Raw genomic sequence first — 14,514 nt, 5'->3', positions numbered from 1 at the left:
AATAGTTTTTTAATTAAGGGTTGTTAATCTTTCTGTACCTAGTCGATAGGAAATAGCTTCTGCGAGATGCTGGCGTGCAAGATTATCTGATCCGTCAAGATCAGCAATTGTGCGTGCAACTTTGAGAATACGATGATAAGCACGTGCGGAAAGGTGCATTTTTTCACTTACATCGCGTAAGAGTATGGCTGCACTTTTATCAGGAATGGCAATTTGTTCTATAATTTTGGCAGGGCAATCGCCATTGGTACGAATATGATCAAATCCCAATTTTCTAAAACGCTTAGACTGAATGGTACGGCACCGTGCGACGCGTTTGGCAACATCGCAGCTTTTTTCTGATTGTTCTGGTTGCATAAGGTCCATAGCCGTCAAAGCAGGGACATCAATCCGTAAATCAATTCGGTCGAGCAGAGGACCAGAAATACGGGACTGATAATCGATTTGACAGCGTATTCCTTTAGAGCAAACATGGCCTTTTTCGCCTGCCATACCACAACGGCAAGGATTCATTGCGGCAATGAGTTGGAAGCGAGCAGGATAGCTGATATGATGATTAGCCCTAGCGATAACCGATTCCCCACTTTCTAAAGGTTGACGAAGAGAATCAAGAACTTGCGGAGAAAATTCAGGCAATTCATCAAGAAATAACACACCATTATGGGCAAGAGAGATCTCTCCCGGTCGTCCTTTAAGTCCTCCACCAATCATTGCGGCCATGGAAGCGGAATGATGTGGGGAACGAAAGGGGCAATGAAGTGAAATACTATTATGAACCGTTTCTCCTGTAATAGAAGCAATCAGACAGACATCTAAAAGCTCACGGCTATCAAGAGGTGGTAAAATGGAAGGTAAGCGTTGAGCTAACATGGATTTTCCAGCACCAGGAGGACCTACAAACAAGAGGTTATGGCGTCCAGCAGCACAAACTTCTAAGGCACGTTTGGCTGTTTTCTGTCCTTTTATTTCGCAAAGATCTGGAAGTTCAGTTTCAATAGTATATTGGCGCGGTTGTGGACGTTTTTGAATTTGCGTCCCTTTAAAATGATTAACTATAGTGAGCAGAGTCTCTGGGGCAAGAATATTTATTTCTGCATTTGCCCATGCTGCCTCAGGTCCACATTGAAAGGGACAAATCAGTCCTTTATCGAGTGATAAAGCTGTCATGGCGGCTGGTAAAACACCATTAACAGCGGTAAGTGAACCATCCAATGATAATTCTCCTAAAATAACATAGTCTTGTGCTACTTCAGGAGGGAGGATTCCCATAGCAATCATTAAGCCTACGGCAATTGGCAAATCATAATGTGATCCCTCTTTAGGTAAATCAGCTGGTGCAAGATTAATCGTAATTCGTTTGGTAGGCATAGAAAGTCCACAAGCATGGAGGGCTGCTTGTACACGTTCTCGGCTTTCTGCTACTGCCTTATCGGCTAATCCAACAATAGCCATTCCTATTTTACCGGATGAAATCATAACCTGTACATCGACAGGAACGGCTTCTAGACCGCGAAAAGCAACAGTTGTAATATGTGCGATCATTGAGTTGTTTCCCCCCTTTAGATTTAGGAAAGACAATCATATCTATACATAAAAATCAAGAAGCATTTCTATGGTTTTTTTTATGGAGAAATCTATATACATACGCAGGTTTTTGTAGCGTTTTCATGGTAAGTCATTTGTACAAATTTAACCATGATAATATGTTGTGCAATAAAACAGTTATAAACATTTATAATAAGCTAAATAAATGTGTTAGGAAAAAGGAATGAGGCTGTTCGTGTTACGCAACAGTGCAGAATTTTGTGAAGATATAAGGGGTGGGTTACGTTATGTATCGCAGAGCGTTCTTTGATGTGATAAAACGTGTAAAATATGCAAAGTAATTATATTTACCTTTCTTATTTGTATATTATTTAAAGCGTAGTAGATGCAAAGTGTATTAAAGGTATCTGATTTTATGGTATACCAGACAAGAATTTTATTAAAATCAGGAACTGTGCGCTGTGTATTTATGGGCTTGTGTTTTGCTTTTGCTTTTCCACAGCCACTTGCGGCGTTTGATTTTTTGGGTCTCTCTCTTTTTGGTCAAAAGAAAACAAATTCTCCTTCAAATAATGTCAAAAGTACAGAGCGATTTTATAAAGTTGATGTTGTTGCTCCGCCAGGGGCACCATTAGAAGGTGTAAAAATAGTTAAATCTGTCTCTTCTCTTGTTGCTGATAAAGAAAAATCATCTGCTAGTTCTTCTGGTTTGTTAGCCAAAGCGCGTTCAGATTATCGGGTAATTCTTTCTGCTCTTTATGCTGATGGACGCTACGGTGGTGTTATTAGTATTAAAATTAATGGTTTAGAAGTTGCTGATTTAAGTCCGGTAACTCAACTTCCAGCACAATCTAATATTGTTATTACGATTAATGCTGGTCCACAATATGTTTTTAGTATTGCAAATATTGATAAAGTTGCTCCGTTTGCAAAACATCAAAAGCATAAAATACCCACAATTGAAGAATTGGACTATAAAGTTGGAGCTATTGCCAAATCTGAAACTATTTTGAAAGCAGAAAAATGGGCGGTAGAAGGATGGCGCCAACAAGGTTATCCTAAAGCTAAAGTTATAAAGAGAGAGATTGTGGCTGACCATGCTGCGTTGCGTGTAGAAGGACGGATTATTGTTGATCCTGGACAAAAGGCTTATTATGGTCCTTTAAGTGTGCGCAATATCAGTAATAAACCACGTGTAGATTCAGCTTATATCGCATGGATGACAGGATTGAAACCAGGACAGCAATACGATTCTGATGCATTAACCAAGGCTAGTGAGCGTCTTGCGCGCCTTGGTATTTTTCGTGCTATCAATATACGTGAGGCTGATACAATTAATCCTGATGGACGTTTACCACTTACGCTTGTTGTACAAGAACGCAAACCGCGTCGTTTTGGTATAGGTGGCGGCTACTCAACATTAGATGGTGCTGGTTTTGAGGCTTATTGGATGCATAACAATCTTTTTGGTCATGCAGAAGTCCTTAAAGTTGAGACGAAAATAAGTGGTGTTGGTAGAGATAAAAAGCAGTCATATAATTTTAAAAATTTTGATTATCTTTTGGGTGGCACATTTATAAAGCCTGGTGTATTTACTCCTAATACGGACTTCAGATCAGAATTAAAAATACAGCAAGATATTCTAGAAAATTATACGACAAAAGCGATAAAAGGGAAATTAGGTATTACGCATATTTTCAATGGTAATCTATCGGGACAGGCTGCTGTAGAAGTTTCGAATAGTTATTCACGTGATATCTATTTTGGGAACCGTAATTTTACAACAATTGGGTTTCCTAGTGGTTTGATTTACGATAGTCGTAATAATAAGCTCAATGCAACAAAAGGTTTGTATGGTGAAGTTCTGATTGAGCCTTTTTATGAAATGCGTTTTAGCAATTTTGTGACAAAAATAACGGCAGAAGGTCGTTCTTATTGGGCGTTAGATGAAGGTGGTCGTTTTGTTTTTGCTGCGCGGGCAAAGCTTGGGACCATTCTTGGGAATGAGACAGCACAGGTTCCTGCGGATACGCTTTTTTTTGCTGGTGGTGGAGGCTCTATTCGTGGTTATGCTTATCGTAATATTGGTATCAAAACAGAAAATGATGCTATTGTTGGTGGAAGGTCACTTATTGAGGGATCGGCAGAATTGCGTGTTTCTTTAAATGATAAGATAGGATTTGTCAGTTTTCTTGATGGAGGTCTCGCAGGGAAAAAGGCGAATTTTGATTTTTCTCAAAAAATTAAATGGGGAGCTGGTATAGGAGGTCGTTATATGACGGGTCTTGGTCCTTTACGCGTTGATTTAGCCTTTCCTTTAAAGAGAGAGCAGGGCGATCCTCGCATTGGTTTTTATGTGGGTATAGGACAAGCATTTTAATGAAAAAAGGTGTACGTTTATCAGTTTTCTTCTTTGGATTTTTGTGTTTTGTGGTGGGGAGTTTTGTTTTTGCGCAAAGAGGAGGAAATCTTTTCTCTAACGAGATGAAAACAGATGATCACTCATGGTTTGTTTCTTTAATTGAACGCAAGCTTTCAGCACCTAATTGTCAAGTTCGTTTACACAATATGCAAGGGACTCTGTCTTCTCAAACGTCCATTGATGCTATTACTATCAGTGATAAAAAAGGAGTTTGGCTTAAAATTACCAATGCTAAAATGGATTGGAATCGTCTAGCGTTGCTGAGAGGGCGGCTGGATATTAATCAACTTTCGGCAGAACAAGTTACGTTTTTACGCAAACCGCAAGGCAATTCTTCTCTTGTTTCTTCCCTTGAGATGGGTAAGTTTTCTCTCCCAAAATTGCCGCTTGCTCTTTCTATCAATACGCTTACAGCTCAACATATAACGTTTGAACAGAATCTTTTTGGTTTTTCTGCTGATGTGTCTTTAGAAGGCAATGTCACTTTAGATAGTGGTGATTTTAATGTTGATATAGAGACACATCGTTTAGATGCACCTGGTTCTTTTTCTATTCTAACGAAGATATCTGATAGCAATCGTACAGCCAAAATTGATATTTCTACTAATGAGCCACAAAATGGCATTTTAGCGAATGTTTTCAACATTGAAAAACACCCAGCATTAAATCTCGCCATTAAAGGTGAAGGTACTTTTGATGATTTGGTTGTTAGACTTTCGTTGGAGGCTGATCATTCTTCTGTTTTAGAGGGCAATATTATTTTTGCAAATATTGCAGAAGGACATAGTTTGTCTACGAAACTAGTGGGCAAACTGAACCCTTTAATGCCTTCTCAATATCGTGACATCTTTGAGTCTGATGTAACGTTGAAAGCACAAGCAAGAAGGACAAGAGAAGGTGTGATGCATCTTGATCAGATGGTTATTCAGAGCAAGGAAATGAATGTTTTAGCCAATGCTGAAATAACAGCTGATGGATTTTTGCGGCGGCTTTTTGTTGATGGAAAAATGGCTCTTGAGAAAGAAAAAGGATTTGTTCATTTACCAGTATCAGAGGCACATAAGCATGCGAAGAATATTTCTTTGAACATTGACTATGGTCGTGAAGGGCAACAATCTTGGAATGGGCAGCTCCTTGTACGTCATTTAAGCAATAAAAATATTTATATTCATGATGCGATTTTTGATATGGGGGGAGTGAGTGAAAATCTTGATAATGCAGCTTCTCGTCATGTTGGTATTCAGATTAATGGTAAGCTTCAAGGGATTAAAAAGATTAAGGGGTCATTAGTAGAAAATTTAAGCCAAGTGGTTCATGTGCATCTAGATACGGATATTGTTTCTAGAAAACCAATTTTGATTCATGATTTTAGTATGACGTCTCAGGGTTTTTCTTCTTGGTTAAAAGGGACGATGGAGCATTTTATTTTTAAAGGCGATCTTGGTTTAAAAGCTCAAACATTAGCTCCTTTGGAAGTATTCAGTAAGCAATCGTTCTCTGGTAGTGCAGATATTAAAGCCAAAGGAACTATCGGTTTATTGAGTGGCATTTTTGATCTCAAATTATCAGGAATGGCTAACAATATGCAAATAGGTGTGCAGCCTTTTGATCGTTTATTCAAAAATAATATCACTCTTTCAGGTGAAGCTGCTCGAAATACGAAGGGTTTTATTTTGCGTCATTTAAATTTGAAAAATCAATATGCAAACATAAAGGCTGATGGTTATTTTTCAGATGAAAGTGCTAAAATGGACTTATCTGCTCAAGTATTTGATCTAGCTCAATTAGATCCGAAGATAAGTGGTGCACTTACAATTCAAGGTACGGCGAGGGGGCGCAATAGCCATATAAAACTCAATACACGTGCTCATGTGACTGAAGCACTCTTTGTGGGGAAGAAACTTCAAAACACAACACTTAACATAGAGGCACTTATGGATAATACAGCACCGATTACTTCTTTAACAGGAGTTGTAAAAGGTGAAGGAACTTTTGCTAAAAAGCCTTTGTATTTATCTGCTTCTTTTCAAAATTCTCAGAAGATGAGAAAACTTAGAGATATCGATATTAGAGGGGGAAATGCAAAAATAACCGGTGATCTTTCTCAACAACTTGGAGGTTTTGTGAAAGGAGCGTTGCATATTGATGCCGATGATATTTCAGTGCTTTCAGCGTTATTTTTGCAGGATGGTAGTGGAAAAGTAAAAGGAGATTTTATTTTTGATGAACGAAATGGCAGACAAACAACCAATGTGAAGGCATCTGTTAACCATTTGAGTTTTGCCAAGAATAAAATAAAAAAATTGGCAATAGATGCTGACATATTCGATCCTTTTGGCATGACTCAGTTTGAAGGATTTATCAATGCAGAACATATTCAAACACCTTTGGTAATGGTCAATCGTTTAAATGCTCACGCTGATAGGAATAATGGACAAACGGTTTTTACTGTCCAGGCGATGTTGCATGATACTCTCAATGCACGGTTTTCTGGTCGTTTAATGATTGAGGAAATTGCAGACAGTATAAAACGAGAAGTGCAAATTGAAACTGTGGACTTAAAACAACATACTTTTCATGCAACATTGCCGAAGCCATCCATAATTGCTTTTGATAAAGATGGAATGACAATCAATGAATTAGGAATTGCAATAAATGGAGGCAACATCATCCTTGCAGGGAATATTCAAGATACTCTGAATTTGCAACTTACAATGAATGCACTTCCTGCTACTTTAGTCAATCTGTGGAAATCCGATCTCGGAGCAGCAGGGAGTGTAACAGGACAGGTTATGATTCGTGGTCATTTAAAAAAACCTGATATAACTTACGATATAAAAGGTGAAGGACTGACAACCGTTGCTTTTCAAGATAAAAAAATTATGCCTTTTTCTCTCTCTGCTACGGGAAAAACCGTAGATCAAAACCTTACTTTGAATGCAAATTTAATAGGAGAAGGAGTGCAAGCACAAGCACAAGGACGTGTATCTTTAGATCAAGCCAAGCTTGATCTTCATATTAATTTACAAAATGTATCTGCGCGCTTGGCGAATAGTTTTATTACAGGACAAGCGTTTGATGGGGCGGTGATAGGCACGGTTGATATTGGTGGAACAATAAAGGGTCCATCTGCTCATTTCGAGCTTTCTGGCCAAAGTTTGACCACTATGACGCCTAAAGGACCGATGTCAGTCAATATAAATGCTCGTGGTTCTTACAAAAAATCGACATTTCATATCGAGAATATGGTAGCTACTGGAGATAAAGGGTTAGATCTCTCCATCAATGGTCCTGTTTCTGTCAATGGTTTAGAGGCAAAACTAAACATTAAAGGGATAATGCCTCTTGATTTTATTAATCTCTTACTAGCGAAGCGTGGTGCATATATAACGGGTACAGCAAGAATTGATACAGCTCTTAATGGTGCGTTATCAAAGCCACAATTGATAGGAAATATTTCTATAGGCGACGGGAGCTTTTTTGATTCACAAACCAATGTAGGATTGAATAATGTAACACTTGAAGGCAAATTAAAAGGCGATCATATTCTTATAGAGAAAGCTTCAGCTTCTTCGTTTGATGGGGGGGGGATTTCTGCTTCAGGTCGTATCTCTAATGATCTAGAGGCAGATTTGATCTTTCATCTTGATAATGCCAACTATAATGATGGTTCTATGATTCTTGCAACATTGTCAGGTAAGATGACAATGACAGGTCATTTTTTGAGTGATCTTGTTATTGGTGGTGATATTATCGTTGAAAAAGCTGAAATTCTGGTTCCTGATCATTTTAAAAGTGCTAAGTTTCTTGATGTCAGAAATAAGAATTTAACCAAATCGATTCAAACAACACTTGAGCGTGCTGATGTTAAGAACGCGACCAAAAGCCGTGTTGTCACGCAAGAATCTTCATCTGTTGTGCTATCAAATATGCGCGTTACAGCACGCAATCAATTTTTTGTACGCGGAAAAGGGTTAGATGCTGAACTGGGAGGACGCATTAATTTAGCGGGCCCATTGAATGATGTACATCCAGTTGGTGAATTTAGAATGATTCGTGGACGTTTTGATATTCTTTCGCAACGTCTTAATTTTGATCAAGGACAAGCGAGTTTTAGTGGTAATCTTAATCCTACGGTTTATTTTGTAACCAACAATACCAGTGGTGATATTCGCGTCACTGTAACTGTAAGTGGGACAATTGATAATCTTGATATTAATTTTTCTTCACAACCGAATTTGCCACAGGATGAGATTTTAGCACGTTTGATTTTTAATCGCTCTCTTAATGAACTATCACCATTTCAGATTGCTCAACTTGCGGCAGCAGCAGCTGATCTTGCGGGTGCTTCTAATACATCTTTGTTGAATACTTTACGAACTAAAATTGGGCTTGATGATCTTGATGTTATGGTTAATGAAAAGGGTAAGACAGGTTTACGTATTGGACGCTACATACACAATAATATTTATTTAGGCTTTGAAGCAGGTTCTGATGGAACGACGAAAGGGACAATTAATTTGGATATTTCGCGTCATCTCAAAGCTAAAGGAGCCATAGGAAGTGAACAAAATTCTAGTATTGGTCTCTTTTATGAAAAAGACTATTAAAGATTAAATTTTCAAAAAACCAATTTCTTCGTTTTTTGTCTCTCATTTCTAAGTCTGAGGAAGGAAGCATAGGCTAGAAATCCTCTCAAAGAAGAGGGTTTTTATTGAGGCGTGAAGAGAACTATCTGAAATATTTGTTTTTTTGTTTATGACATTTTTCTAAAGAGACAAAATCTTCACGAAGGACTGTATATTATCCTATTATGCCGTAAAACACCGTTGTTTAGAGCGGTGATATAAGACATAAAAAGCTTTACATATTAAGTGTTTTCTAGATATCGTGATTAGTATTCAGGGCAGAGCTTATCTGTCGCGCTTATAAAGTAAACCGTGTGAGTGGTCAGCAGGTAGGACACGCAGAAAGAAGCTAGACTGTTGACAGCCCGATGGCTGGTTGGAATCTCTATCCTTTGAGGTGTGGGAAGGGGAGGATAATTTACTATTGTATACTTATTTTAGAGAAATACCTTACTTGAGTTTTCAACTTCATTTCATGCTATTTTTTGAAGTGTATAATGTAGAATTCATAGAGTGCCAATTTTATTTCCAAAAGCATTTAAAACAATATTTTTTAAGTAATGAAACTTACTATTTCACATTTTTGTTGATTATGTTCTTTAATAAGATCACTTTTCCTATAACGAATAGCCTCCCAAACGGAACACTCCAAAATATAATACTATTGTGTTGCGAGTTTATGTGCTTGTTTTAAAGAAGCATTTCTCAGTGTGCGCTTGAGCCTATTTCATAAGATTGCTTGTGAAATGGTATAAAATACCTCTTATGAATGGTATAAAATCCATACTACCGTTATTAATAAAGGTATAAGTATTTATTAAAGATATAAGCCGGCATTATTATCTATTTTTTAGCTTGTCATGTTGACGATAACCTTTGCACTTGAAAGCATAGAGGTATTTTTATTGCTGATCTTAAGAGTTTTTATGAACACGCTAATGTCTCTTATGGCGTACAACAAGTGCTTTGGATTGATTCATCCTCAATATAAAGAAGATTTGCAATAAGCAAATTACATCGTATTTTTTATTTGAGATGTAAAATAATAAATTATGATTATAAATAAGTGTTAAGATGTATGTCGACAGATATTTTTTGTAAAAATATTTATCAGAGTTATATGTCGTATTTTTCTATTTTAGCGGTTAAAAGAAAGAGGAATGCCATTTTGCTTTTCATCTGTTTTTTTGCATATTGAATCATAGCCTTATATAAGCATTAACGTTGTGCATTTATAAACTCTTCAAGCAGTTAAGGTATTGGAGGAATATCATTTTAGTTTCTAGATGTAGAAAAAACAGCAAAGCTTGCTTTAAAGCAAGCTACAACAGTAAAAAAGTTTTATAAAATCCTCTCTTATTTTTTCAATATTTTTCTTTTACATGGAGTGTATCTATAATTTGCAGCACAATTTATAATTGTTAGCTTATCCTGCTGTGCCATAAAAGATCATCATTTGAGGGTGTGGTAAAAGGTATGGAAGCCTCTTTGACCAAATGTTTTGAAAGCCTGTGGTGAATATTTAAGGTAGAGCTTGTTTGTTGAGCCTTGTATAGTGAATCGCATACGTCGTTATCAAGTGAAACGAACTCGATAAGAATCTGGATTATTTACAAATCAAATTGAGTAGGAATCTTTGTCCTTTAAGGTGTGTGGAGGAAAACATTGTCAGTACAAGGATTAAACACGAAAAAAGTGATCTCAATTCATCATCATAATCTGCAGGCAATTTTTTCAAAATTTGATGTTTCTCTCTTTGAGGATTCATAATACTTACGAATGTTTCATCATTTGTTTGAGTAAAGGAGAGGATTTTTGTTCTCAAGTTTCATTGTTAAAATTAATTGCATTCAACAAAATAGGAGGTAGAATTTCTAGTTTTCATCTAAATGCAAGAAGTTTATTCTTAATACAGCATCACTTCTTTGCCAATCCTTGATTGAGGGAATCCTTTTCTTTGGTAACATTTCTGTTCTACAAATGGAGTGTTATCTTCTATCAATTTCTTATTTCAAATTTTATGTAAGTATCTAGAAATTATGACGTGTGTTTTTTGAATTGAATATTATGAAGTTTTTTATAAAATCCATGTTCTTTTGCGAGCAATTCTTTCTGAGTACCTTGTTCAATTAGTTGTCCATTTTGTATGACCACAATTTTATGAGCACGAGCAATCGTTGAAAGGCGATGAGCAATAATGATCGTTGTGCGTCCTTTAGTAAGGTGGTGAATGGCTTCATTAATTTGTGCTTCGGTGTGTGAATCGAGCGCACTCGTTGCTTCATCAAGAATCAGAATTTCACTATCGTGAATCATTGCTCTAGCAATAGCAAGTCGTTGCTTTTGCCCCCCTGAAAGAGTACAGCCATTATCACCTATCTGTGTATCATAACCATTTGGCAAACTCATAATAAAGTCATGAGCATTTGCTGCTTTTGCTGCTTCGATAATTTCGTCATCACTAGCTCCTTCTTTTCCAAGCCCGATATTATATTTAACAGTTCCTTGAAAGAGAAAAGTATCCTGTCCTACATAGGCCATCAGGTTTCTCAGAGAGCGAAATGTTGTGTAGCGAATGTCTTGATCATTAATCAATATGCGTCCTTTTGTGGGGTCATAGAGGCGCATAATAAGGTTGATAAGGGTTGACTTTCCCGAACCGGATGGTCCCACCAAGGCTGTCATTTTGCCAGCTTCTATTTCTAGGTTGATGTCTTTTAATACTATTTTGTTATCAGTGTAGGCAAAAGAAACATGTTCGAAACGAATAGCTCCTTGCGTTTTATTCAGATCTTTAGCGTCTTTATGTTCTATAACGGTAAGGGGACGATCAAGTATTTCAAACATCGTACGGATATTGACCAAACCAGATTCAATTTTAACGCGTACATTTGCTAGTCTTTTTGCAGGCTCATAAGCTAAAAGTAAAGCAACAATAAAAGACATAAATTCACCTTGAACACCTGCGCGTTGAGTTGCAAGGTAACCGGAAAAACAGATAATACCAGCAATGGCGACACCCGTGAGTGTTTCCATAATCGGATTGGTAATAGCTTCGAGTGTTGCAATATGATTTGTTTGTTTTTCAACATCACAAATGGCTTTATCCATTCTTTTTTTCATGACTTCTTCTAGTGAAAAGGCCTTAATAACTCGAATGCCAACAGCCGTTTCCTGTACGATTTTGATAATTTCACCAAGTGAAAAGAGCTCTTTTTCCATAAGGTTGCGAATTCGTTTTAAAGCCATTCGAACGCCTAAAAAAGCTAGTGGTCCTACGAGTAAAGTAATGGAGATTAACACAAAGTTTTGAATGAACATGACAAGCAACAGACCACTAACGGAAAGCAAATCACGTACAAAAGTTGTGATAATAGTATCCATGATATTACGTACGGCTGTAGCATTGTGAGTTACACGAACAAGAAGATCAGATGAAGTGTTATTATGATAAAAAGAGACTCCTTGTTCCATAAGTCGTGCAAAAATTTTGCGTTGTTGTTCAGCAATGATACTATTGCCTGCTTTATTCAGAAAATAAGTTTGGGCAAAAGTTGCAACTCCTTTGAGAATAAAAATAAAAGCAATGAAGCTAGAAATCAAAACAATCATAGGAAAATTTTGTGCATCAATAATCTGATTAACAACATCCCGCATAATCCATGCACTGGTTGCTGTGGTACAAGAAATGATGATCATTGAGAAGATAGCCGCACTGTACCAACGCATATGTTTACGAAAATTTTCTCGCAAAAGGCGGATAATAAGATGTTTGTCAAAAGAGGAAATTTGTTTTTTAGCCATGAAGAGCTTCTATATTCTCTCATTATTTTATGCAAGATTGAAACACTCTTAATTAAAAAGCCCCTTAATCTTTTTTACAAAAATAGCTTTCTCTTTCAAGGTTCATCACATCAATTTCACAACGGTGAGAGTGAAGAATGTAGTGCAAAGTTTCTGTGAAAGGTATAACGAAAATTCGTTGTTCATCATTATTTTTAGTTTTCAATAAAAGGTACCGGCGAGTTTCACTATTGTATTTACCAATTTCCATATTGTGATAGCCTTTGGCACTTGAAATGGTTCACAAAACATTTCTGCTTTTTTAATAATTTTATGTATCATCTCCATTTGTGATGTGTAAGCAAACAATTTTGCCGCATTGCATGATAAGAGAGCTTAAAATAAGAAGACCTTACGATGTTTGAGTTTTCTCATTTAATATGCAAAATAACGAATTCTTCTTATAAATTGATAAAGCATTATTAAACTCTTAAAAGGATTTATACACATTTATAAAACCTTAAAAGCACCACAAAAATTCTATGTGGTGCTTCTAAATAATACTATACACATCATTTTGATGAGTTGCATGCGAATATTATTCCAATGCAAAACTATTTAGGTGCTATCACCATCATCATTTGCCGGCCTTCAAGCTTTGGCTCCAATTCGATTTTGGCAATTTCACTTGTATCTTCTTTCACACGCTGAAGAAGCTTTAATCCAAGATCTTGGTGAGCCATCTCACGACCACGAAAACGCAAAGTAATCTTTACTTTATCACCATGATCAATAAAGCGATGAACAGCCTTGAGTTTGACTCCATAATCATGGACATCAACATTTGGGCGCATCTTAATCTCTTTGATTTCGATGACTTTTTGCTTCTTACGTGTTTCAGCAGCTTTTTTTTGGGTTTGATATTTTAATTTTCCCAAATCGATGATTTTACATACAGGTGGCTCCGCATTTGGTACAATTTCAACCAAATCAAGTCCCGCATCTGCAGCCATAGCAAGAGCTTCTTGTATCGCAACGACTCCCTGATGTTGTCCCTCATCATTGATAAGCTGAACATGAGGTACCCGAATATCCTGATTTGAACGTGGTCCGTCTTTTTGGGTAGGTGTCATTTTAAACGGTTTACGAATGGTTTATGCTCCTTAAATTTTGATTCAACTACAGTTAATTTAATATACAATTATGCACCTAAAAACAACTATAATTCGTGTTATTTTCATTATTTGATTTATTACTTTTTGGAATGATTTAGATTATAAAAGTTTTTCTCTTAATTTAAAGAAATTGTTTTATGGAGGATAAAGAATCATGGATCAAAATATTCCTTGCCAGTTTTTTTCGTTTGAGAACACCGCACTTGCGGTACGCTATCGCAAGGGGCGCCAATCTCCAGGTTTGGTTTGGCTTCCTGGCTATCAATCCGATATGTTGGGAAGTAAGGCAACATTAGTTGATCAGTTTGCTCAGCAGAATGATTTATCTTGTTTACGTTTTGATTATTCTGGACATGGAGAATCTGAAGGTGATTTTTTTCAAGGAACAATTTCGCGTTGGGTTGAGGAAAGCTTAGCGGTTTTTGAAACCTATTGTGAGGGGCCGCAAATTTTGGTTGGTTCCTCTATGGGGGGGTGGATTGCGCTAAAGCTTGCTATGATGCTAGCACAAAAAAATAAGAAGCTTGCTGGCATGATATTGATTGCTCCAGCGCCTGATTTTACACAAACATTGGTAGAACCAAAATTAGGCCCAGAAGAATGGAAAATTTTGGAAGAAAAAGGCTATATTGAACGACCTGCTGTTGGTGATACAGAGCCAATGCCCTTTACAAAAACATTGATTGAAGATGGACGCGAAAATTGTGTTATGAAAGGATGCATTGATGTTGGGTGTCCAGTTCATATTCTACAAGGGATGGAAGATGAAGAGATACCCTATCAGCATACATTGACTTTACTTGATCATTTACCTCTCCATGATGTAACATTGACACTTGTTCGTGATGCAGATCATCGCTTTTCTCGTCCACAAGATTTAGATTGCCTTGAAACAGTATTGAGATCTTTTATTAATCAGATTAATGCAAAATAAGGGGTGCATTTATTTATTAATGATGAA

The 14,514-nt window shown here is 36.8% G+C and carries 6 protein-coding genes; 3 read left to right on the top strand and 3 right to left on the bottom strand.

Going from position 1 to position 14,514, the window contains the following annotated elements; genetic code table 11:
* Positions 1-9 precede the first annotated feature (9 nt).
* A complete protein-coding gene (locus ACFIMQ_RS00545) occupies positions 10-1,542 on the bottom strand; it encodes a YifB family Mg chelatase-like AAA ATPase (protein WP_375615634.1) in 1,533 nt (510 codons plus the stop codon).
* 418 nt (positions 1,543-1,960) lie between these two features.
* Between ACFIMQ_RS00545 and ACFIMQ_RS00540 the strand changes: the two genes are divergently transcribed.
* Complete coding sequence (locus ACFIMQ_RS00540) at positions 1,961-3,925, top strand: autotransporter assembly complex family protein (protein ID WP_375615754.1); 1,965 nt, start codon at positions 1,961-1,963, stop codon at positions 3,923-3,925.
* Complete coding sequence (locus ACFIMQ_RS00535) at positions 3,925-8,577, top strand: translocation/assembly module TamB domain-containing protein (protein WP_375703174.1); 4,653 nt, start codon at positions 3,925-3,927, stop codon at positions 8,575-8,577. The genes ACFIMQ_RS00540 and ACFIMQ_RS00535 overlap by 1 nt, the downstream gene beginning before the upstream one ends.
* Before the next feature lie 2,055 nt (positions 8,578-10,632).
* On the opposite strand, the gene ACFIMQ_RS00530 is transcribed toward ACFIMQ_RS00535, so the two are convergent.
* Both ACFIMQ_RS00530 and infC read right to left on the bottom strand, forming a co-directional pair.
* Complete coding sequence (locus ACFIMQ_RS00530; RefSeq protein WP_375615632.1) at positions 10,633-12,399, bottom strand: ABC transporter ATP-binding protein; 1,767 nt, start codon at positions 12,397-12,399, stop codon at positions 10,633-10,635.
* Between the two features lie 593 nt (positions 12,400-12,992).
* The gene (gene infC, locus ACFIMQ_RS00525; RefSeq protein ID WP_026500140.1) at positions 12,993-13,511 is read right to left on the bottom strand and encodes a translation initiation factor IF-3; all 519 of its coding nucleotides are present in this window, start codon (positions 13,509-13,511) and stop codon (positions 12,993-12,995) included.
* A 196-nt stretch (positions 13,512-13,707) separates the two neighbouring features.
* Between infC and ACFIMQ_RS00520 the strand changes: the two genes are divergently transcribed.
* Complete coding sequence (locus ACFIMQ_RS00520; RefSeq protein WP_375615631.1) at positions 13,708-14,487, top strand: alpha/beta hydrolase; 780 nt, start codon at positions 13,708-13,710, stop codon at positions 14,485-14,487.
* The last annotated feature ends 27 nt before the right edge of the window (positions 14,488-14,514 follow it).

The sequence above is a fragment of the Bartonella sp. AD13SXNS genome (assembly GCF_042196465.1).
Taxonomy (GTDB): Bacteria; Pseudomonadota; Alphaproteobacteria; order Rhizobiales; family Rhizobiaceae; genus Bartonella.
This window is presented reverse-complemented; position numbering and strand designations above follow the sequence as displayed.

Coding starts and splice junctions, on each gene's coding strand:
- ACFIMQ_RS00545 (WP_375615634.1), bottom strand. CDS start 1,542: ATGATCGCACATATTACAACTGTTGCTTTTCGCGGTCTAGAAGCCGTT.
- ACFIMQ_RS00540 (WP_375615754.1), top strand. CDS start 1,961: ATGGTATACCAGACAAGAATTTTATTAAAATCAGGAACTGTGCGCTGT.
- ACFIMQ_RS00535 (WP_375703174.1), top strand. CDS start 3,925: ATGAAAAAAGGTGTACGTTTATCAGTTTTCTTCTTTGGATTTTTGTGT.
- ACFIMQ_RS00530 (WP_375615632.1), bottom strand. CDS start 12,399: ATGGCTAAAAAACAAATTTCCTCTTTTGACAAACATCTTATTATCCGC.
- infC (WP_026500140.1), bottom strand. CDS start 13,511: ATGACACCTACCCAAAAAGACGGACCACGTTCAAATCAGGATATTCGG.
- ACFIMQ_RS00520 (WP_375615631.1), top strand. CDS start 13,708: ATGGATCAAAATATTCCTTGCCAGTTTTTTTCGTTTGAGAACACCGCA.